17 protein-coding genes are annotated in these 19,425 nt (G+C 68.7%); 3 read left to right on the top strand and 14 right to left on the bottom strand.

Annotated features, from left to right (window positions below; all coding sequences use genetic code 11):
* Positions 1-2: 2 nt before the first annotated feature.
* From KT882_RS13875 to KT882_RS13865, 3 genes are read right to left on the bottom strand one after another with little or no spacing between them, the layout of a single operon-like run.
* Entirely contained in the window at positions 3-329 is a 327-nt protein-coding gene (locus KT882_RS13875) for an urease subunit beta (RefSeq protein ID WP_161073591.1), read from the bottom strand.
* A gap of 18 nt (positions 330-347) precedes the next feature.
* A complete protein-coding gene (locus KT882_RS13870) occupies positions 348-650 on the bottom strand; it encodes an urease subunit gamma (RefSeq protein WP_161073590.1) in 303 nt (100 codons plus the stop codon).
* A gap of 7 nt (positions 651-657) precedes the next feature.
* A complete protein-coding gene (locus KT882_RS13865) occupies positions 658-1,587 on the bottom strand; it encodes an urease accessory protein UreD (RefSeq protein WP_161073589.1) in 930 nt (309 codons plus the stop codon).
* Between the two features lie 191 nt (positions 1,588-1,778).
* Here KT882_RS13865 and KT882_RS13860 point away from each other — a divergent pair, with 191 nt between their 5' ends.
* From KT882_RS13860 to KT882_RS13850, 3 genes are all read left to right on the top strand, one after another.
* Entirely contained in the window at positions 1,779-3,086 is a 1,308-nt protein-coding gene (locus tag KT882_RS13860; protein WP_228896230.1) for a cation:proton antiporter, read from the top strand.
* A gap of 54 nt (positions 3,087-3,140) precedes the next feature.
* A complete protein-coding gene (locus tag KT882_RS13855; RefSeq protein WP_228896227.1) occupies positions 3,141-4,760 on the top strand; it encodes a hypothetical protein in 1,620 nt (539 codons plus the stop codon).
* Positions 4,761-4,850: 90 nt separating this feature from the next.
* Positions 4,851-5,939 carry a hypothetical protein gene (locus KT882_RS13850; RefSeq protein WP_228896225.1) on the top strand — a complete coding sequence of 363 codons (1,089 nt, stop codon included), beginning with the start codon at positions 4,851-4,853 and terminating at the stop codon, positions 5,937-5,939.
* Between the two features lie 11 nt (positions 5,940-5,950).
* Here KT882_RS13850 and KT882_RS13845 read toward each other — a convergent pair whose 3' ends face one another.
* The 11 genes from KT882_RS13845 to KT882_RS13790 form a co-directional block, all read right to left on the bottom strand.
* Positions 5,951-6,178 carry a hypothetical protein gene (locus KT882_RS13845; RefSeq protein WP_161073585.1) on the bottom strand — a complete coding sequence of 76 codons (228 nt, stop codon included), beginning with the start codon at positions 6,176-6,178 and terminating at the stop codon, positions 5,951-5,953.
* Positions 6,179-6,242: 64 nt separating this feature from the next.
* Positions 6,243-8,003: a DUF885 domain-containing protein gene (locus KT882_RS13840; protein WP_161073584.1), complete on the bottom strand. Its 1,761-nt coding sequence runs from the start codon at positions 8,001-8,003 to the stop codon at positions 6,243-6,245.
* A gap of 16 nt (positions 8,004-8,019) precedes the next feature.
* Complete coding sequence (locus tag KT882_RS13835) at positions 8,020-10,248, bottom strand: EAL domain-containing response regulator (RefSeq protein WP_228896634.1); 2,229 nt, start codon at positions 10,246-10,248, stop codon at positions 8,020-8,022.
* A 37-nt stretch (positions 10,249-10,285) separates the two neighbouring features.
* Complete coding sequence (locus KT882_RS13830) at positions 10,286-11,542, bottom strand: sensor histidine kinase (RefSeq protein WP_161073583.1); 1,257 nt, start codon at positions 11,540-11,542, stop codon at positions 10,286-10,288.
* A gap of 13 nt (positions 11,543-11,555) precedes the next feature.
* The gene (locus KT882_RS13825) at positions 11,556-13,784 is read right to left on the bottom strand and encodes a PAS domain-containing sensor histidine kinase (protein WP_161073582.1); all 2,229 of its coding nucleotides are present in this window, start codon (positions 13,782-13,784) and stop codon (positions 11,556-11,558) included.
* A 42-nt stretch (positions 13,785-13,826) separates the two neighbouring features.
* Positions 13,827-15,548, bottom strand: coding sequence for a methyl-accepting chemotaxis protein (locus KT882_RS13820; protein WP_161073581.1), 1,722 nt, complete (start codon positions 15,546-15,548; stop codon positions 13,827-13,829).
* 13 nt (positions 15,549-15,561) lie between these two features.
* Positions 15,562-15,936, bottom strand: coding sequence for a response regulator transcription factor (locus KT882_RS13810; protein ID WP_161073580.1), 375 nt, complete (start codon positions 15,934-15,936; stop codon positions 15,562-15,564).
* Between the two features lie 101 nt (positions 15,937-16,037).
* A complete protein-coding gene (locus KT882_RS13805) occupies positions 16,038-16,643 on the bottom strand; it encodes a response regulator transcription factor (protein ID WP_161073579.1) in 606 nt (201 codons plus the stop codon).
* The gene (locus KT882_RS13800) at positions 16,640-17,890 is read right to left on the bottom strand and encodes a sensor histidine kinase (RefSeq protein WP_228896223.1); all 1,251 of its coding nucleotides are present in this window, start codon (positions 17,888-17,890) and stop codon (positions 16,640-16,642) included. The genes KT882_RS13805 and KT882_RS13800 overlap by 4 nt, the downstream gene beginning before the upstream one ends.
* Positions 17,891-18,088: 198 nt before the next feature.
* Positions 18,089-18,907, bottom strand: coding sequence for a ferritin-like domain-containing protein (locus KT882_RS13795; protein WP_228896221.1), 819 nt, complete (start codon positions 18,905-18,907; stop codon positions 18,089-18,091).
* A 65-nt stretch (positions 18,908-18,972) separates the two neighbouring features.
* Positions 18,973-19,389 carry a DUF2061 domain-containing protein gene (locus tag KT882_RS13790; protein WP_228896219.1) on the bottom strand — a complete coding sequence of 139 codons (417 nt, stop codon included), beginning with the start codon at positions 19,387-19,389 and terminating at the stop codon, positions 18,973-18,975.
* Positions 19,390-19,425: the final 36 nt, after the last annotated feature.

Genomic DNA, 19,425 nt, shown 5'->3' with positions numbered 1-19,425 from the left:
CGTCAGGCCTTGGGCGGAGTGTCGGACAGCTTGCCGTTGACGGCGCCGTTGAAGCCGTGCACCACGCGGTCACCGGCCAGCTTCACCAGTTCAATGGTGCGGGTCTGGCCCGGTTCAAAACGCACTGCGGTGCCGGCGGCGATGTTCAGCCGCATGCCGTAGGCTTTCCAGCGCTCGAACGCCAGCGCGGGATTGACCTCGAAAAAGTGGAAATGCGAGCCGACCTGGATGGGCCGATCGCCACGGTTGGCGACAACGACGGTGACGGTTTCGCGGCCTTGGTTAAGGCCGATCTCGCCTTCTTCGAGCATGAATTCACCAGGGATCATGATGTGCTCCTTCAGGGATCAGGGTATGGGGTGGTGTACGGTGACCAGCTTGGAACCGTCCGGAAAGGTGGCTTCAACCTGGATGTCGGGGATCATTTCGGGCACGCCTTCCATGACGTCGGCGCGCGTCAGGATGGTGGCGCCTTCGGACATGAGTTCGGCCACGGTGCGGCCGTCGCGCGCGCCTTCCATGATGGCGGCGGAGATCAGCGCCACGGCCTCCGGATAATTCAGTTTCAGGCCGCGCGCGCGGCGGCGCTCGGCCAGCAGGGCGGCGGTGAAGATCAGCAGCTTGTCTTTTTCGCGTGGGGTCAGGTCCATGATTTTCCTAAGTGCGCCAGCTGCGCGGATCGAAGGCCGCGCGGCCCAGCAGGTGCGGCCGCAGCGTGCGCCACGCGGCCAGCATGATTTCGCGTGCAGCCTCGCTGTCGTGGCCGAGATGGCGCACGCACAGCAGGCCTTTCATCTGGGTTGCGCCAAAGGCGGCCCCGGAGACGGCGACCGCTTCGGCGCCGTCGCTGCGCAGCTGCGCCAGCACGGCGGCGGGCAGCGGCGCGCCCACGGCCAGCAGGGTGGCGCAAACGCTGTAGCGGTCCATGCCGAGCGGGCTGGCCACGCCGTCCGGCGTCAGCGCGCCCTGCTCCCACCACAACAGCCTGGCGCCATGGCGGATGCGGGTGCGCTGCACCACGCGGCCGCTGCGGAAGGATTCGCCGGAAGCGCGCCGGCCCATGCAGAGGATTTCGCAGCCGATGAAGCTGGCGTCCGCCGCCAGCGTAATGTCCTGGTCCAGCTCCACGTGGGCGTCGTCGAAGAAGATGGTCTCCTGCGGCATCCACTCGATGCTGGCGCCGGCGCCGGCCTGCAGGCGCACGTTCTGGCGCGACACCTTGCCGTTGGCCTTGTACCACTTGGCCGCGCCGGGTGTGGTGAGGAAGGCGCGCGCGCCCTCGCCCACGTCAGCGCTGAGCGCCAGCTGGTCGCCACCCACCACGCCGCCCGGCGGATGCACGACGATGGCGTGGCACACCGCGCCCCCTTCCGGATACAGCGCCTTCTGCACGCGCAGCGGCCCGCTGTGGCGGCGTTCGACCAAGCGCGTGGTGCCCTGGTCGTCCGCGAAGCGCAGCGACAGGCTGGCATGCCACGGCGCATGGCCCTGCTCCGGCGCAGCGCCGCCCGTCCCCGGCAGGCGGGAGCCTGGGGGCTGGCTGTTAGCGCTATAAAGCGCGTTTGCGTGGTCGGCGGTGTCGGGCATGTAGCGCTTGTCGTGTCTCGTGTTGTGCTGGACATGCATTACGCAAGTAGCGTGCCAGCACCAGCGTGCTATTCCCCCGCCAAGCGCTGCGCCAGCCGCACCATTACTGTACAAATGCACCAAAATGGCGCAAATGGCATGAAGCCCAACGCCGCGCCATTGCAGGCAGGCACCGCGTATATTGCTCAAGCATGAGTACCACTCTCTGGTTTATCCTGATCGGCTGCCTGATGCTGGCGCGCGGCCTGGCGGCCACCACGCTGTCCCGGCTGCCGGTAACGTCGGCCATCGTCTATCTCGGCGTCGGGCTGGCGCTGGGGCCGGCGTTTCTCGGCGTGTTCGCGGTCGACCCCTACGCCCAGGCGGGCATGCTGGAAGTGCTGACTGAGCTGGCCGTGCTGGTCTCGCTGTTCTCGGCGGGGGTGAAGATGCCGGTGCCGTTTTCGCTGGCGCGCTGGGCGCCGTCGCTGCGGCTGGCGTGGCTGTCCATGAGCATCTCGGTCGGCCTGATGGCGGCCTTCGGCACGCTGGTGCTGGGCCTGCCGCTGGGCGCGGCGGTGCTGCTGGGCGCCATCCTGGCCCCCACCGACCCGGTGCTGGCCACCGACGTGCAGGTGCGCCACGCAGGCGACAAGGACCAGCTGCGTTTCGCCCTCACCTGCGAGGCCGGCATGAACGACGGCAGCGCCTTCCCTTTTGTCATGCTGGGCCTGGGCCTGCTGGGCCTGCACGACCTAGGCGACTCCGGCTGGCGCTGGGCGCTGCTGGATGTGCTCTGGGGCACGGCGGGCGCTGTGCTGATCGGCATCGCGAGCGGCGCGGCGCTGGCCCGCCTGGGCTGGGCGCTGCGCGGCAAAGATCCCCGGCACGAGGTGCTGGACGACCTGGTGGGCCTGGGGCTGATCGCGGTGGTGTACGGCGCCAGCACGTGGCTGCACGCCTGGGGCTTCCTGGCCGTGTTCTTCGCCGGCGTGGCGCTGCGGCAGACCGAGCTGATACTGGCCGGGGCGCCCAAGGACAGGCACGGCCTGCTCAAGGCGCCGCCTGCCAGCACCGCGCATGCGGGACCGCCATCTGCCGCCGAAGGCGCGGCCGAGACGACACTGACCGTCAGCGGCGAGTCGCTGATCTTCAAGGAGCACCTGGAGCGCCTGTCCGAGCTGACGCTGGTGCTGCTGCTGGGCGGCGCCGTGACGGCGCAGGCCTGGGACTGGCGCGCGTGGAGCACGGCGCTGTTCCTGTTTGTAGTGGCGCGGCCGCTAAGCGTCTACCTGGGCCTGTGGCGCTCCAGCGCGCGCGGCCGGGTGCGCGGCATCAGCGCGTGGTTCGGCGTGCGCGGCATAGGTTCGGTGTATTACCTGATGTACGCCATCAACCACGGCCTGCCGCAAGGGCTGGCCAGGAACCTGATCGACATCACGCTGGTGGTCATCATGCTTTCCATCGCAGTGCACGGCATCAGCGTCAAGCCGCTGTTCGACCGTTTCTGGCGTGATTAGTTATTGCTTATATGATATCTTGCGTGCCTACGATTATTTCTTTCCGGACCCTACATGCGGCTTTTGTGTATTGCGCTGTTCCTGCTGGCGCCTGCGGTGCGCGCCGAGGTTGATGTACAGGTAAAACTACTCTCCAATGATGCGCTCGAGGTCAGCTACACGCTGCCCGCCGCCTGCCGGGCGCTGCCCTTCGACAAGAACGGCGACGACGGCCGCGCAACACGGGCAAGCTGGCAAGCGCTGGACCAGTGCGGCACGGCGGACGCCAACCAGCTTGCCCGCAGCGGCGAGGTCTGCCCGGTGCTGCGCTTCCGCGTCCCCGCCGCCATCCGCCAAACAGGCTATTCGGCCGCCTTTCCCATGGGCCAGGGCGTGTACACCCACATGTCCAACTACGCGGTGGGCGACGGCTGCGGCAAGGTCAGCTACCGTTTCGCCGCGCCCGGCATCGCCGCCAACGGCCGCGCCTACAGCGGCACCGCCCCGGCGGAAGCGGGTCCGGACACGCCCGCCCTGCTGCTGGCCGCCCCGCTGCCGCAGCAGGACGGTGAAACGCCCAGCTATTTCGACCCGCGCCTGTCCCCGGCTACCGTGGCCAACATCAGGACCGTCGCCGACGGCACAGTGGCCTATCTGCGCCGCGCCATGCCGGACGCCGTCTTCCGGCGCCCCGTTGTGGCGGCGGCCTTCGTGGCCGCACCCGGCACGCCCTACGTAGGCGGCGACGCCAGCGACGTGCTGCGGCTGGCCCTGTACAACTGGCCGGCCGATCCCTCCCCCGGCGTGCAGGCCAAGGCCACGCTGCTGGTGGCCCACGAATTCAGCCACCGCTTCCAGCTGCGCGACGCGGTCGACAGCTACCCGGACGCGCGCCTGATCCACGAAGGCGGCGGCGAGTTCCTGCGCTGGATGGCCTCCCTGCACAACGGCTGGCTCACGCCCGCGCAGGCAGCCGAAGAACTGGATGAAGCCCTGGCCACCTGCATCCTGTACAGCGACACCAAAAGCTGGCGCCAGCTCACGCCGCGCCAGATCGGCGTAAACCGGCTGGAATACAAATGCGGCCTGCCCGCCTACGTCTACGCGCTGGCGGCGCGCCAGGGCGGCGAAGCGCCGATGGCGCGCATCAACGCCTTCTACCGCAGCCTCCGCCAAGGCGCGCAGCCGGACTTTGCGCAAGCGCTGGAATGCGGCGGCGCGGCCACCCCGTCCTGCCAGCCGCGCTGGCTGCCGCGCCTGCTGGGCGCGGACGGCCCCATGGAACGGCAATGGCAGGCCTTGTTCGCCGGCACCGGCCTGGCCACGCCGCAGCCCCCGTCGCAGGCCGTGCGCGACGCCATGGTGCTGCGCGCCTTCGTCAAGCTGATGAACGACGACTGCGGCGGCCGCAGCGGCACCACCGAAACCTCGGACGGGGTGATACTGGACGGCATGAAAGCCTGCAAGACCTTCCATACGGATGCCTACGTCACCGCGATAGAAGGCCTGCCCGTATTCGGCCACCCCGCCACCGGCGGCACCATGGCGGCCGCCTGCACCGCACGGCACCAGTTGGTGCTGGGCCTGAAGGACGGCGGCACGCTGGCCGTGCCGTGCGCAGAGCCCTACCGCATGCGGCAGCAGTTCCACCGCGCCGACATCGTCAAGCTGCTGTCCGCCCTCGGTGTGCAATAAAGCGCAATCTGCAGCACTGTTGACGCATTCGTAGTCCGCCCGAGGGGCGGCGTGGAATATTGGCCGGACCGTCCCCGCCGGGAGTCCGCCATGCTGTCCACCTTGAAACTGACCTGGCAAAAGCTGGCCTGGTCCAGCTGCTTGTCGCTGCTGCTGCATTTCACATTCTTCTGGATGGTGGCGGCGGCCAGCTTTTCCGGCTATATCGGCAAATGGGGCATGCGCGACAACACCGCGCGCTTCTCGCTGGAAGCCATGCTGGACGCCAGCGCGGACCGCCCCTTCGTCTACCGCCAGCTGCTGCCCATGCTGGCCAACGGCGCGGCGCGGCTGGTGCCGGAGCGCATCCAGGCGCGCGTGGCGGAAAAACTCAACCCCGCCAAGGTCTACACCAAGACCAGCGCCGCCGCCAACCCAGCGCTCGGCTTCCGCTACGTGGTGGTGTACTACCTGTCCTTCCTATCGCTGCTGGGCAGCTTGCTCCTGCTGCACTGCATCGCGCTGGACGCGGGCGTGGGCAGGCTGGCGGCCCTGATCGCGCCCGCCGTGCTGTCGCTGGGCTTTCCCTATCTGCAAACCATAGGCGGCTATTTCTACGACACGGCCGAACTGCTGTTCTTCAGCCTGGCCTATCTGCTGGTGTCGCGCCGCCGCATCGCCTGGTTCTTCGCCATACTGGCGCCCGCTACGCTGAACAAGGAGTCGTTCTTCTTCTACATCATCACGCTGCTGCCGCTGCTGCTGGCCGCCTACCCGCGCCGGAAGGCGCTGGCCATTGCGGCGGCGGCGCTGCTGGTGTCCGGGCTGGTGAACGCCGCCGTCAAGCTGCATTACGCGGGCGCCGGCGGCGCCCCGGTGGAACTCCACCTGGGCGACAACCTGGCGGCCTACCTGTCCCTGCGCACCTACAGCCAGATGGAGCTGACCTACGGCATCATGGGACCGCGCCAGGCCTTCGTGCCGACGCTGCTGCTGATCGCCACGGTGTTTGCGCGCGGCTGGCGCGCCAGTCCCGGGGAAGTGCGCCAGCACATGCTGCTGGCGGCGGCCGTCAACCTGCCGCTGTTCGTGCTGTTTGCCGCCGTGGCCGAGCTGCGCAACCTGAGCTTGATGTTTGTCGGCTTCGCCATTGTGATCGGGAAGGCGCTGGAGGCGGAACCGGCGAAGCCCTTGCCGTAGCCAGAGTCAGCTCAGATGCCGAACTCGGCGGCGGCCTTGGCGGCCCACACGGCCTCGTCGCGGCTGGGGAAAGGCTGGTCGTAATCGTCCACTTCGCCGTTCGGGCCGACAAAGCAGGTCCACCACCCGGCATCGTCGTGCCGGATGGCAATACAATTCTGCGTGCAGTGCTGCAACACGGCTTCGCCCTCGTCCAGGGTGACGATGGCAACGCCGCGATGCGTGATTTTGCTGGCCATGGGAGCCCTCCTGCCACTAGTTTAGTACGTTGCGGGCGCGGCAGCAAAAAAGCGCATACCGGACTCAGTCCTCCTTGGGATACGGGCTCTTGCCGCCTTCCGCGATGAAAGCGTCGATGCGCGCATGCAGCACCGGCAGCGGCACCGAACCGAGGTTGAGCACCGTGTCGTGGAAGGCGCGGATGTCGAACTTGGCGCCCAGCGCCGTTTCCGCCTTCTTGCGCGCCTCCATGATGGCCATCTGCCCCAGGTAGTAGGACAGCGCCTGCCCCGGCCACGAGATATAACGGTCGATCTCGGTCGCCACTTCGTGCTCGGACAGCGCCGTGTTCTCGCGCAGATAGGCCTGCGCCTGCTCGCGGGTCCAGCCCTTGGCGTGCACGCCGGTGTCCACCACCAGGCGCGACGCGCGCCAGGCCTGGTAGCTCAGCATGCCGAAGATTTCATACGGCGTTTCGTAGATGCCCATCTCCACGCCCAGGCGCTCGGTGTACAGCGCCCAGCCCTCGCCGTAGGCCGAGATATAGGCGTTGCGGAAGGCCGGACGGCCCTTCTGCTCCAGCGCGATCGGCATCTGGAAAGCGTGGCCGGGGGCCGATTCGTGCAGGGTCAGCGCCGGCAAGCTGTACAGCGGACGCGCCGGCAGATTGTAGGTGTTCACCATGTAGACGCCCGGACCGCCCCGGCCCGAGGTGTAGTACGGCGCAATTTCCGGCGCCACCGGCGTGATGGCGAAGCGGCTGCGCGGCAGGTAGCCGAAGTAGTTGGCCACCTTGCCGTCGAAGCGCTTGGCAATATAGGCCGCGCGCATCAGCAGTTCCTCCGGCGTGCGCGCGTAGAAGCGCGGATCGCTGCGCAGGAACTGCAGGAACTCGGGCAGGCCGCCCTGGAAGCCCACCTGCTTGATCACCTCCAGCATCTCGGCGCGGATCTTGGCCATCTCGGCCAGGCCGGTCTGGTGGATCTGCTCGGCGCTCAGCGTGGTGGTGGTGTATTCCGTGATCTTGGACTGGTAATAGGCTTTGCCGTCCGGCAGGCGCTCGGCGGCCAGGGCCTCGGCCGCGTTGGGCAGGTATTCGGTGCGCAGGAAAGCCAGCAGGCGCTGGTGCGCCGGCACCACGGATTCGCGCAGCGCCCTGAGCGCGGCGGCGCGCAGTTCGGCCTGGCGCGCCGCCGGTATGGCGGACGGCATGTCCTTGAACGGGCGGTAGTAAGCCAGCTTCTCCAGCGCGGTCTCCTCGGCCACTGCCGCCACCGACTTGTCGCGCCCCTGCAGGGTCACGCGCGGCGGCGTGAAGCCGCGCGCCAGGCCGGCGCGCATATTGGCGGTGGCCTCGGCGAAGTAGCGCGGCATGTCGTTCAGCTGGCGCACATAGGCCGCGTACTCGGCGTCGGTGCGGAAGCTTTTATCCGCTTCGCCGGCGATGTTGGACCAGAAGGCCGAATCGGAATTGAGCGGCTTCTCGTATTCGCGGAAGCGCTGGTTCTCGATCAGCGCGGCGATCTGGGCGCGGTAGACCGCGTAGTCGATGCGCTGCGCCGGCGGCAGCGTGGCGGGCGACATGGCGTCCAGCCTGGCCAGCACGCGCTGCCAGTAGGCCAGGCGCGCCTGCTGGGTGGCGGCGTCGATGCGCGGCAGGTCGGGACGGATGCCGTTGACGTCGTCCTCGTCGTCCTCCAGGCGCTGCCCCATGCGCCATTGCCATTCCTCGGTGTACAGCGCCTTGAAGGCGGCGCCGTCGTCGGCGCGGGCGGGGGCGGAAGCAAGGGCGGAAGCGGCCAGCAGCATGCATGCGGCGGCCAGGGCGGCACCGGTTTTCTTCATCACTATCCTTTTCGGATCAAAGCTGCAGCATGCGCTTCTCGCGCAGCAGCGTGGTGTAGGCGCCGGCCGCCAACGGCCGGCTAAAGTAATAGCCCTGCATTTCGTCGCAGCCGTGCGCGGCCAGGAACTCGACCTGTTCGCGCGTTTCCACGCCCTCGGCGATCACGCGCATGTTCAGGTTGTGCGCCAGCGAGATCACCGACAGCGCAATGGCCGCGTCGCTGGCCTTGCTGGTGACGTCGTCGACGAAGGACTTGTCGATTTTCAGCACGTCAATGGGGAAGCGCTTCAGGTAGGCCAGCGAGGAATAGCCGGTGCCGAAGTCGTCCAGCGAAATGGCCACGCCGATGTCCTTCAGGCGGCCCAGCGCGGCCACGGCCTTGTCCGGGTCGCCCATCACCGTGCCCTCGGTGATCTCCAGCCCCAGCGAGGCGGCCGGCACGCCGTGGCGGCGCAGCGCCTGCTCCACGCTGGCCACCGTGCCGTCGTGCGCGAACTGGCTGCCGGACAGGTTGACGGCCACCTTGACCGTGCCCAGCCCAGCCGCCTGCCAGGCCGCTATCTGCGCGCACACGGTATCGACCACCCACAGACCGATGGGCGCGATCAGGCCGTATTCCTCGGCCAGCGGAATGAAGCGGTTGGGCGGCACCTGGCCCAGCACCGGGTTATGCCAGCGCAGCAGCGCCTCGGCCCCCAGCATGGTGCCGGTGCGCAAGCACATCTGCGGCTGGTAGTGCACTTCGAATTCGCCGCGCACGATGGCGCCGCGCAGCTGCGCCTGGATCGCCAGCTTGGCGCGGATGTCGGCGTCCATGCGCTCGGTAAAGAAGGCGTAATTGTCGCGCCCCACTTCCTTGGCGCGGTACAGCGCGGTGTCCGCGTTGCGCAGCAGCTCGTCCAGCGTGGCGCCGTCGGCCGGCCACACGGCGATGCCGATGCTGGTGGTCAGCGAGGCGTGCTGGCCCGCCTGCGCCTGGGCAATTGCCTGCACGTCGAGCTGCACGCCGGCGCGCAGCCGCGCCAGGATGGCCTGCGCGGCCGCCATCGTTGCGCTCAGCTGGGCGTCGTCCGCCATGATGATCTGGAACTCGTCGCCGCCCTGGCGCGACACGGTGGCACCCTCGGGCACGCAGCCGCGCAGCAGGCGCGCCACCGCCTGCAAGGCCTGGTCGCCCACCTGCGCGCCGTAGGAATCGTTCATGCTCTTGAAGCGGTCCAGGTCCAGGCACAGCACCGCCACGCACTGGCCGTTGCGCTGCGCGGCCGCCTGCGCCTCGTCGAAGCACTGGCGCGCCAGCATGCGGTTGGGCAGCCCGGTCAGCGCGTCGTGATAAGACAGGAAGTCGATCAGGTGCTGCTCGGCCTTGCGCTCGGTGATGTCCATGAACACCACGATGTAGTTTTCCACCGCGCCGTTATCGCCCATCACGGTCGACACGCTGAGCAGGCCGGGGAAGGTGGTGCCGTTCTTGCGCCGCGCCAGCATCTCGCCGGACCAGTGGCCATGCCCGGCCAGCGTGGCCAGCATGGCCTCGTAGGCGGCGGTGTTCTGCTGCACCGTGTGCAGCGTGGTGACGTGGCGCCCCACCATTTCGCCGCTGGCGTAGCCGGAAATGGTGGAGAAAGCCGGATTGGTGGCCACGATGATGCCTTGCGCGTCGGCGATGACGATGGCGTCCTGGGTGGCGGCGAACACGCGCGAGGCCAGGCGCATATTGTCCTCGCTGGCGCGGCGGCGCTCCACTTCGCGTTCCAGCGAGGCGGCCAGTTCGGCCAGTTCGGCGGTGCGCTCGCGCACCCGCTGTTCCAGCAGCGCGCGCTGCGCCGCCAGCGCCAGCTGGGCGCGGCCCAGGCGCACCTGGGCGTCGGTGCGGGCCAGGATTTCTTCGGCCTGGAAAGGCTTGGCCACAAAGTCCGCGCCGCCCAGGGCGAAGCCGCGCACCTTGTCGTCGGTGTCGTGCTGGGCCGACAGGAAGATCACCGGCACATGGGCCGTGGCCGGCGCGGCCTTCAGGCGGCGGCACACTTCAAAGCCGTCTATGCCGGGCATGCGCACGTCCAGCAATATCAGTTCGGGCGGGCGCGATTGCACAGTCCACAGCGCCAGCTCGCCGTTGGGCGCCTGGCGCACGTAGTAGCCGGCTTCCGTCAGCAGGTCGCTGAGCAGCTTGAGCGAGGCTGGCGTGTCTTCCACGATCAGCACTTCCCCCTTGCTGGACTGTTCCGACAAATCCCGATGCATCACCTGCGTCCTCTCCTATATGGCTTCGCTCGCCACCCTACCATAGATTGGACGCCCGCCCAAGGGCTGGCGCGTGCAGCGGCAGCCGCATGGCGAAGCGGGTGCGGCCGGGCGCGCTGGCCAGTTCGATGGCGCCGCCCAGCACATTGGTCACCAGGTTGTGCACGATATGCAGCCCCAGGCCGCTGCTGCGGCCCATGCGGGCGCTGTTGAAGGGCTCGAAAGCGCGCGCCAGGCCGCCGGCCGGGAAGCCGGCGCCGTTGTCCTCGAACTCCAGCCGCACCGCGCCGCCGTCGGCCGCCATGCGTATGGTGATGGCGCCCGACGCGGGCCTGGAAGCGGAATCGGGCTGCGCGAACGCGTGCAGCAGCGCGTTGCTGGTGAGCTGGGTCAGCACCTGGCACAGCGCGCCGGGGTAGCTGTCCATGGCAAGTCCGCCGGCCGACTCCACCCGCAGCTCGGCGCCGGCCGCGCGCAGGGACGGCGCCAGCGTCTTGGCCATGCCGTCCACCAGCGTGGCCAGCTCGAAGCTGCGGCGCTGCGAACTGGTCTGGTCCACCGCCACCTGCTTGAAGCACTCGATCAGATCGGCCGCCTTGTGCAGGTTACGCAGCAACAAGGTGGTGGCGTGCTCGGTGTCCGCGCCGAAGCGCTCCAGCTCCGAGCGCTTCACGCCGTGTTCCATGCTGCCGAAAAAAGCGCTGCTGCGGTCCTGCAGCGCGCTGGCGGCCAGCACGCTGTTGCCGATGGGCGTATTCAGCTCGTGCGCCACGCCCGCCACCAATGCGCCCAGCGCCGCCAGCCGCTCCGAACGCACGATTTCGGCGCGCGCCGTGCCCAGCTCCTCCAGCGTGCGCGTCAGCTGCGCATTGCTGGCGGCCAGCGCCTGCTGCGCGCGCGCCAGGTGGATGTGGGCGCGGGTGCGCGCCAGCACCTCCTCCGACTGGTAGGGTTTGGCGATGAAGTCCACCGCGCCGGCCTGGAAGCCGCGCACCTTGTCGTCGGTGTCGTACTGGGCGGACAGGAAGATCACCGGGATGTCGCTCAGTGCGGGATCGGCCTTCAGGCGGCGGCACACTTCGAAACCGTCGATGCCGGGCATGCGGATGTCGAGCAGGATCAGCTCGGGCGGCCGGGCCTGCGCGCTCCACAGCGCCAGCTCGCCGTCCGGCGCCTGCCGCACCAGATAGCCCGCATTGCCCAGCAATTCACTGAGCAGCTTGAGCGAGGCCGGCGTGTCTTCCACCACCAGGATTTCGCCGCTGGAGTTCTGGTCCGCGCGCTGCATCATCATGCCGCCCTCTCTCTTATTCGGCCAGAGCCGGCGCCAGCATGGCGCACAGCTCGGGGTATTGATGGCGCGCCAGCATGGCCTCGATGGCCGCCACCGTGCCGGCGCTGGCTGGCGGCAGCTCCGCCAGCAGCTGGGCCGCGCGCGCCAGGTTCAGCTGCAGCACCGCGTCGCGCAGCGCGCCGGCGGTATCGCCCGGCAGCGCCGCCAGGTCCGCCGCTGTCGGCGGCGCGGCGGCGCCGTCGATGCTCTGCAGCTCGGCGCTGCCGGCGCAGTCCCCATCATACCCCTGGCTGTCCGAGCCGGCCGCACCGCCTTGCGCCAGCCCGGCCGGCACCGCGAAGCGGAATTCCGCGCCCTCGCCCAGCGCCGACTGCACCGTGAGCGAGCCGCCCATGAGCTGCACGAATTCGCGCGAAATCGGCAAGCCCAGGCCGGTGCCCTCGGCCGCGCCGTCCTGCGCGGCCTGCACGAAAGGCTCGAAGATGCGCTCGTGGTCCTGCGGCGCGATGCCGGGGCCGGTGTCGCTGACGGCGAACGCCAGCAGCCAGTGGCCATAGCCGCCGCCGTCGACACCGCTGCCGCCGTCCGCGTCTATCCAGCTGGCGCGCGCCTGCAGCGTGATGCGCCCGGCGCGGGTGAACTTGACGGCGTTGGACATCAGGTTGAGCAGCACCTGGCGCAGCTTGGTGCCGTCCAGCTGGGCGCGCAGCGGCAGTTGCTGGCTGTCGAGCCGCAGCGCCACCTCCGGCCCGGCGCGCATGCTCACCATGTCCATCACCTCCTGCAGCATCTCCGACAGCAGCACCGGCTCGCTTTGCAGCGCAATGCGCCCGGCCTCGATCTTGGACAGCTCCAGGATGTCGTTGATCAGCGTGAGCAGATGCTGGCCGGAGCGGTGGATAATGCCCAGGTTGCGCTTTTCCTCCGCCTGCATGCTGGGCGAGCCGGCCATCAGGCGCGAAAAGCCGATCACCGCGTTGAGCGGCGTGCGCAGTTCGTGGCTCATATTGGCCAGGAACACGCTCTTGGCCTGGCTGGCCGCCTGCGCCTGCGCCACCGCCACCGACAGCGCGCGCGTGCGCTCCACCACCAGTTCCTCCAGGTGGTGGCGGTGCCGGCGCAGTTCCTCCTGCGCCGCCTTGTGCGCGCTGATGTCGTAGTTCACGCCGACCATGCGCTGCGGCCGCCCTTCGGCGTCGCGGAACAGCATCGAATCGGCCTGGATGTGGCGCACCGTACCGTCCGGCCAGACCAGGCGGAACTCGCGGTCGAATTGGTCGTCGCTGTCGAGCGTGCGCTGCAGCGCGGCGCCAATGCGTTCCTTGTCCTCGGGATGCAGCATGTCCATCCACAGCTGCATGGGCGACTCCACCTGCGCGCGCTCGACGCCGAACAGGCGGTACATCTGGTCGTCCCACTCCACCGCGCCGCTCTGGATATCCCAGTCCCAGATGCCGATGGCCGCCGCGCGGGTGGCGATCTGCAGGCGCTGCTCGCTGGCATGCATGGCGCGGTAGCGGCTGTCGAGCAGCGCGATCATTTCGCGCAGCGAGGCCAGCAGCACTTTCAGTTCACCGAACAGCCAGGCGCGCGGCGCCGGCGCAGCGGGATTCAGGCCGGCCTTGACGTCGGCCGCGTAGCGCCCGATGGCCTGCACCGGCTTGAGCATCATATGCCACAGCACCAGGTACAGCCCGGCCACCAGGGCCAGGTCCAGCGCCAGTATCATGCCGGCGATGGCGTAGCTGCGGCTGCGCAGTTCAGCCAGTAGCGCGGCCGGCGAGGCGTACAGGGTGATGCTGGCGACGATCTGCCCCTGGGCGCGCACGTCGCGCCGCTCCTGCAGCAGTTCAGGGTCTTGCGGCGGCTGCGTTTCGCTGTGCAGCAGGCCGTCCGCGCCGCGCACCAGGATGTAGGGCGGCACGCCCACCGGCGCCACCATGCTGGCGTGCAGGCCCCGGTTGCTCAAGCCGCTTTTCATGATGGTGACCAGCTGCGCGTGGTCGTAATTCCATACCGGCAGCGCGGCAGCGTCGGCCATTTCGCCGGCGCTGGCGGCCAGTTCGGCGCGCAGCTGGGTCCAGCGCTGGGCTTTCTCGCTCTGGTAAAAGTAGACGGCGAAGGCGGCCAGCACCAGCGTCACCACCGCCGTCACGGCCACGCTCACCAGCAGGGCAATCGAAATCTCGCCCCTGGCATGCAGCCTTGCCGCGCAGCCCGTCCGATATTTCAATGTGCCCATGGCGTTCCTTTCAGGCCGTAGCGCGCCGCGCCGGCCGCCTCATTAGAACTCTTCCCAGTCACCGTCCGCCGCGGCCGGCGCCGCAGCGAGGCGGCGTGCCGCCGGGGCCGGGGCAGATGCCGAGCGGGCAATCGCAGGCGCCGCAGGGCGCTTGGCCGCAGGCACGGCGCGCGGCGCCGCCGGACGAGGCGCCGGGCGGGCTGCAGCCTGGCGGGTCAGCGCCGCACCGTCCAGCCTGAACACGCTGACCGCCTGCTCCAGCGCGCGCGCCTGGTCCTGCAGGGACTCGGCGGCCGCAGCCGCCTGCTCCACCAGCGCCGCATTCTGCTGGGTTACCGTGTCCATCTCGGCCACGGCCTGGTTGATCTGCTCGATGCCGGAGGACTGCTCCACGCTGGCCGTCAGGATGGCCGACATCATGCCGGTCATGCGCTCCACGCTGTGCACCACTTCCTGCATGGTGGCGCCGGCCTGGTCGACCAGCTTGCTGCCCTCGCCCACCTGGGCCACCGAATGGCCGATGAGTTCCTTGATTTCCTTGGCCGCCGCCGCCGAACGCTGCGCCAGGTTGCGTACTTCCGAGGCCACCACGGCAAAACCGCGTCCCTGCTCGCCGGCCCGTGCCGCTTCCACCGCCGCGTTCAGCGCCAGGATATTGGTCTGGAAGGCGATGCCGTCGATGGTGCCGATAATGTCCGCGATCTTGCTGGACGACTGGTTGATGGCGCCCATGGTGCTCACCACCTGCGCCACCACCGCGCCGCCGCGCTGCGCCACCGAGGCCGCCTCGTGGGCCAGCGCGTCGGCCGAGCGCGCGCTTTCGGTGTTGTGCTGCACGGTGGACGTGAGTTCCTCCATCGAGCTGGCGGTTTCCTCCAGGCTGGAAGCCTGGGTTTCGGTGCGAGAGGACAGGTCGGCATTGCCGCTGGCGATCTCGCCCGAGGCCACCGTGATGGTCTCCGTGCCCTGCCGCACCTCGGCCACGATGCTCACCAGGCTGTCGTTCATGCGTTTCAGCGCGGCCGTCAGTTGGCCCATTTCATCGTTCGAGCGCACTTCGATGCGCTGGGTCAGGTCGCCCGCCGCCACCGCCTCGGCCACCTCGATGGCGCTGCGCAGCGGCGTGAGGATGGCGCGCAGCAGCCAGAAGCCCATCACCGCGCCCACCGCCACGCCCAGCACGATGGAGCCGATGGAGATGGCGCGGAAGGTGCTGTAGCGCGCCTGCGAGGCGTCGTATTCCTGCTTGCCCACCACCAGCTGCAGCTCCACCAGCGCGTCCAACGCCTTGTCCGCCGCCGCCATGGCCGGGTCCAGCTTCTTGTGCTGCAGCACCGCCGCCTGCTCGCGCTCGCCCGCCGCCACCGCCGCCGCCAGCGGCTGCATGGCCTGCTCGCGCATGGCCGAGTTGGCCGCCGCGAAGGTCTTGGCCAGCGCAGCCTCTTCCGGCGTCAGATAGGTTGCCATATAGGCCGCCCACACCTTGTCGATCTCGGCGCCGCGCTTGCGCACGTCCTCCAGCAGGCCGGTGTGGGCGCCGTCGGCGGCGTCCACCGCGTTGCCCAGGCCGATCTGCTGGTACAGCAGGCCGGTGCCGATCTGGTTCAGCATGCCCATCGCCACCAGGCGGTCGTCATACACGGTTTGCAGTGCGGAGTTGGTCTGGCTCAGGCTGTTCAGGCCGGCCAGCCCTATGGCCGCCAGCAGCAGCGACAGAAACGCCATGGCGGCAATCAGGCGCGCTTTAATCGTGATGTTTTTCATAGTGCATCCCTGGTCAGTGGTTGTGCGCGGCCAGCTGCAAGGCCGCCAGCAGTTCGTGCGAGTCAAAAGGCTTGCGCAGATAGGCCAGGCAGCCCAGGCGCTGGGCTGCGGCCTGCATGCCGCCGTCTATCTGGCTGGTGACGAAGACGATGGGCGGCGCCTTGCCCGCGCCGACCAGCATCTGCTGCAGCTCGATGCCGGACAGCCCGCCGAGGTCGATGTCGAGGATGAGACAGGTGATATCGCTATGGTCGTCGCGCTGCAGATACAGCTCGGCCGACGCGTACAACTGCGCCATATAGCCGGCCGCGCGCAGCAGCCGGCCCAGCGCCTTGAGCATGCCTGCATCGTTTTCGACGACGGCAACGACGATTTTTCCTGTTTCCATGACGCCATCCCTGTGGGTGCAAGCACCGATAGGTATGACTGTAGGGAGAATTCACACGGCTGTAACGTGTCCTTTGGTACAGGTGGGGCGGGGATGCAACTTTATTTTCTGGCCAGCCCCAGGCGGTTCGCCATCTGCACCAGCTCGGCCAGCGAGCCGGCCTCCAGCTTTTCCATCAGGCTGTGGCGGTGCGCCTTGACGGTGCGCTCGGTGTTGCCCAGTTCAAAGGCGATCTGCTTGTTCAGCATGCCCTGCACCACCAGCACGAACACCTCGCGCTCGCGCGCTGTAAGCGTGGCGGCGCGCTTGCGCAGGCCGCTCAGCTCGCTGTTGTGCGCCGCCGCCGCCTCGTAGCGCAGCATGGCGCGGCCGATGGCGTCCAGCAGGTCCTCCTTGGCGATGGGCTTGGACAGGAAGTCCTCGGCCCCGGCCTTGATGGCGCGCACGCTCATGGCAATGTCGCCGTTGCCGGTCAGGAAGACGATGGGCAGGATACTGTTGCGCGAACGCAAAAGATCCTGCAATTGCAGGCCGCTCAGGCCCGGCATGTCCACGTCCAGCAGGATGCAGCCGGCCTCGTCGCCGGTTTCAGCGCGCACGAAGGCGTCGCCGGACTCGTAGACGGTGACGCGGTAGCCGCAGGCGCCCAGCAGGCGCGACAGCGCGGTGCGCAGCGCTTCGTCGTCGTCGATGATGTGGATTTTCATGGCTGGCCTCCGGCCGCCGCCGGTGCGGAAGGCAGGGCAAAGCCCACCGTGGCGCCGCCGTCCGGGTTGTTGTCGGCCCAGATGCGCCCGCCGTGCGCCTGCACGATGGCCGCCGCGATCGACAGGCCCAGCCCCATGCCGTGCGCCTTGGTGGTGAAGAAGGACTCGAACAGGCGCTCCTGGTTGGCGCCGAAACCGCAGCCGTGGTCGCGCACCAGCACTTCGGCCATGCCGTCGCCGCGCAGGCCCGCGCGCAGCACCACCTGGCGCGGCTTGCCGCAGCCGCCGTCGGCCGCGCCTATGCCTTGGGGCGAGGCGCCCATCGCGTCCATGCCGTTCAGCACCAGGTTGATCAGGATTTGCTGCAGCTGCACCGGATCGGCCGACACCATCAGCGGCGCCGGGGCCGGCTCGGCCTGCAGCAGCACGCGCCGCATGCGCGCCTCGCTGCCCAGCAGCGCGATCACCTGCGCCACGGCCTCGTTCAGGTCCAGGCGCTGCGCCACCGGGTCGGATTTCTTCAGCAGCTCGCGCATGCGCTGTATCAGCTCGCTGGCGCGGCGGTCGTCGCGCCGGATGTCGCCCAGGATCTCTTCCACGTCGTCCAGCGCGGGCGGCGTCATCTGCAGGAACAGTTCGGCCGCCTCGGCGTTGCTCATGATGGCCGCCAGCGGCTGGTTCAGCTCGTGCACCAGGGCGGCGCAGTACACCGACGCGCTGGCGTTGCGGTTCATGTGCGCGATCTCGGCCAGGCGCTGGCGCGACTCGCGCTGCAGCTGGTCGTTCTGCGCGGCCAGCTGCTGCTGCAGGCGGCGTATCTTCAGGTGCGCCATCACGCGCGCATTGACTTCCTCGAAATGGAAAGGCTTGGAAATGAAGTCCACACCGCCGACCTGGAAACCGCGCAGCTTGTCGTCCGTGTCGCTGTGGGCGGACAGGAAAATCACCGGCACCTCGTCCAGGCCGGGCATCTGCTTGAGGCGGCTGCACACTTCGTAGCCGTCGATGCCGGGCATGCGGATGTCCAGCAGCACCAGTTCGGGGGCCTGGGCCTGGGCGCTCCACAGCGCCAGTTCGCCGTTCGGCGCCTCGCGGACGCGGTAGCCGGCGTCGGTAAGCAGCTTGGACAGCAATTGCAGCGACGCCGGCGTGTCCTCGACCACCAGGATATCGCCGCGCACCTGCTCCGGCGCCTGCTGCGCCTGGTTCTGTTCCCTTGCCTGCTCCCGCCGCCCTTCTGCTTCCATTCCCGCTCCCATGTGCGCCGATTGTCATGGGCGCTCCTGCGCCCCGCCAGACGATATCGGCCACGCCAGTATATTGCAAGCAAGAGTGGCTGCGCCACGTCCACAGCGCACGGGTTTGCAACAAAAATGACACGGCGGCGGCTCCAGGCCGCCTATTTTGTCTCGCCGAGGCAACATGGCGGCGGCGTGGCCGGCTACTTACGCCGACTGCAGCCGGTCCAGTTCCGCCTCGCTGAAGCCGGCCTTACGGCGCGCTTCCAGGTTGAACGGCCCCTTGGGCGTGGGCGCCCGATAGCGCGCGGCGAGCTCGTCGTAGGTGGCGCGCGGCTCCAGTCCGCGCTGTTCGCACAGGTAGCCGTACCAGCGGTTGCCGATCTCCACATGGCCGATCTCGTCGCGCAGGATGATGTCCAGGATGGCGGCGGCCGCCATGTCGCCCGCCTGCGCGATCTTGGCGCGCAGCGGCGGAATGGCGTCCAGGCCGCGCGCCTCCAGCGTGCGCGGCACCAGCGCCATGCGCGCCGTGATGTCCTCGCGTGTGCGCTCCACCATCTCCCACAGGCTGTCGTGGGCGCTGAAATCGCCGTACTGGTAGCCCAGGGTTTGCAGGTGCGCGGCCAGCATGGAGTAGTGGTAAGCCTCCTCCCTGGCCACGCGCAGCCAGTCGGTGTAGTACTCGGCCGGCATGCCGGGGAAGCGCCACAGCGCGTCCAGCGCCAGGTTCACCGCGTTGAATTCGATATGGGACAGCGCATGCACCAGCATCGCCCTGCCCTCCAGCGTCGCCATCGAGCGGCGGCCCACCAGGCGCGGCGGCACCAGTTCCGGACGCACGGGACGGCCCGGGATGGGCAGTTCGGACGCCGGCGCGGCGGCCGGGTCGTGCGCCGGGTCCAGCGCAAGAACGCCCTCGGCCCAGGCTTGCGCCATGGCCGCCACGGCGGCGGCTTTCATGGCGGGATCGGTTTCGAGCAGGCATTGCAGCGCATAGGCGCGCAGCTCAGTTGGGTGCGGCATGGAACTACCTTGAAGCGAGGAAAAGGACGCAGTGTACCAAACCGCCGCGGCCGCCGTCCGCCGATTCAGGCCGCCGCTGCGGCGGGCTGGGCCGCCAGGCGCAGTTCCAGCTTGTCCCACAGGCGGTCATGGAGAGGCAAGGCGACCACGTTCAGCACCGGCTCCAGCACGGCAGCCAGGCCGCCCACCGCCATCGAGCCGGTTGCCCACCACAGCATCAGGAAGGCCACCGCCGCGTGCATGATGGTCTGGCTGACCTTCTCGCCGGCCAGCGCCGCGTAGCGCTCGCGGGCCTGCACGGCGCGGGCGCGCAGCTTGTGCCAGGCGCGCTCGTGGAAAGGCAGCAGCAGCACATTGACCACAGGCTCCAGCACCGCAGCGAGCCCGCCGAACACGACGGAGCCGGTCAGGACGTACATCAGGCCGAATGCAATGCCGGTGTGGGCGGCAACCTGGCTGACTTTTTTCGCTGCGGTAATCATGGTGAGCCTCGTTTCAATGTCTGGATCAGTCACTGA

The organism is Pseudoduganella aquatica (genome assembly GCF_020865585.1).
In the GTDB taxonomy this organism is placed as follows: Bacteria; Pseudomonadota; Gammaproteobacteria; order Burkholderiales; family Burkholderiaceae_D; genus Rugamonas; species Rugamonas aquatica_A.
This window is presented reverse-complemented; position numbering and strand designations above follow the sequence as displayed.

Bases quoted from the DNA above. Each gene is read 5' to 3' on its own strand.
- KT882_RS13875 (WP_161073591.1), bottom strand. From the start codon at position 329: ATGATCCCTGGTGAATTCATGCTCGAAGAAGGCGAGATCGGCCTTAAC.
- KT882_RS13810 (WP_161073580.1), bottom strand. From the start codon at position 15,936: ATGGAAACAGGAAAAATCGTCGTTGCCGTCGTCGAAAACGATGCAGGC.
- KT882_RS13845 (WP_161073585.1), bottom strand. From the start codon at position 6,178: ATGGCCAGCAAAATCACGCATCGCGGCGTTGCCATCGTCACCCTGGAC.
- KT882_RS13835 (WP_228896634.1), bottom strand. From the start codon at position 10,248: ATGCATCGGGATTTGTCGGAACAGTCCAGCAAGGGGGAAGTGCTGATC.
- KT882_RS13820 (WP_161073581.1), bottom strand. From the start codon at position 15,548: ATGAAAAACATCACGATTAAAGCGCGCCTGATTGCCGCCATGGCGTTT.
- KT882_RS13790 (WP_228896219.1), bottom strand. From the start codon at position 19,389: ATGATTACCGCAGCGAAAAAAGTCAGCCAGGTTGCCGCCCACACCGGC.
- KT882_RS13860 (WP_228896230.1), top strand. From the start codon at position 1,779: ATGAGTACCACTCTCTGGTTTATCCTGATCGGCTGCCTGATGCTGGCG.
- KT882_RS13865 (WP_161073589.1), bottom strand. From the start codon at position 1,587: ATGCCCGACACCGCCGACCACGCAAACGCGCTTTATAGCGCTAACAGC.
- KT882_RS13795 (WP_228896221.1), bottom strand. From the start codon at position 18,907: ATGCCGCACCCAACTGAGCTGCGCGCCTATGCGCTGCAATGCCTGCTC.
- KT882_RS13830 (WP_161073583.1), bottom strand. From the start codon at position 11,542: ATGATGATGCAGCGCGCGGACCAGAACTCCAGCGGCGAAATCCTGGTG.
- KT882_RS13850 (WP_228896225.1), top strand. From the start codon at position 4,851: ATGCTGTCCACCTTGAAACTGACCTGGCAAAAGCTGGCCTGGTCCAGC.
- KT882_RS13840 (WP_161073584.1), bottom strand. From the start codon at position 8,003: ATGAAGAAAACCGGTGCCGCCCTGGCCGCCGCATGCATGCTGCTGGCC.
- KT882_RS13855 (WP_228896227.1), top strand. From the start codon at position 3,141: ATGCGGCTTTTGTGTATTGCGCTGTTCCTGCTGGCGCCTGCGGTGCGC.
- KT882_RS13825 (WP_161073582.1), bottom strand. From the start codon at position 13,784: ATGGGCACATTGAAATATCGGACGGGCTGCGCGGCAAGGCTGCATGCC.
- KT882_RS13870 (WP_161073590.1), bottom strand. From the start codon at position 650: ATGGACCTGACCCCACGCGAAAAAGACAAGCTGCTGATCTTCACCGCC.
- KT882_RS13800 (WP_228896223.1), bottom strand. From the start codon at position 17,890: ATGGAAGCAGAAGGGCGGCGGGAGCAGGCAAGGGAACAGAACCAGGCG.
- KT882_RS13805 (WP_161073579.1), bottom strand. From the start codon at position 16,643: ATGAAAATCCACATCATCGACGACGACGAAGCGCTGCGCACCGCGCTG.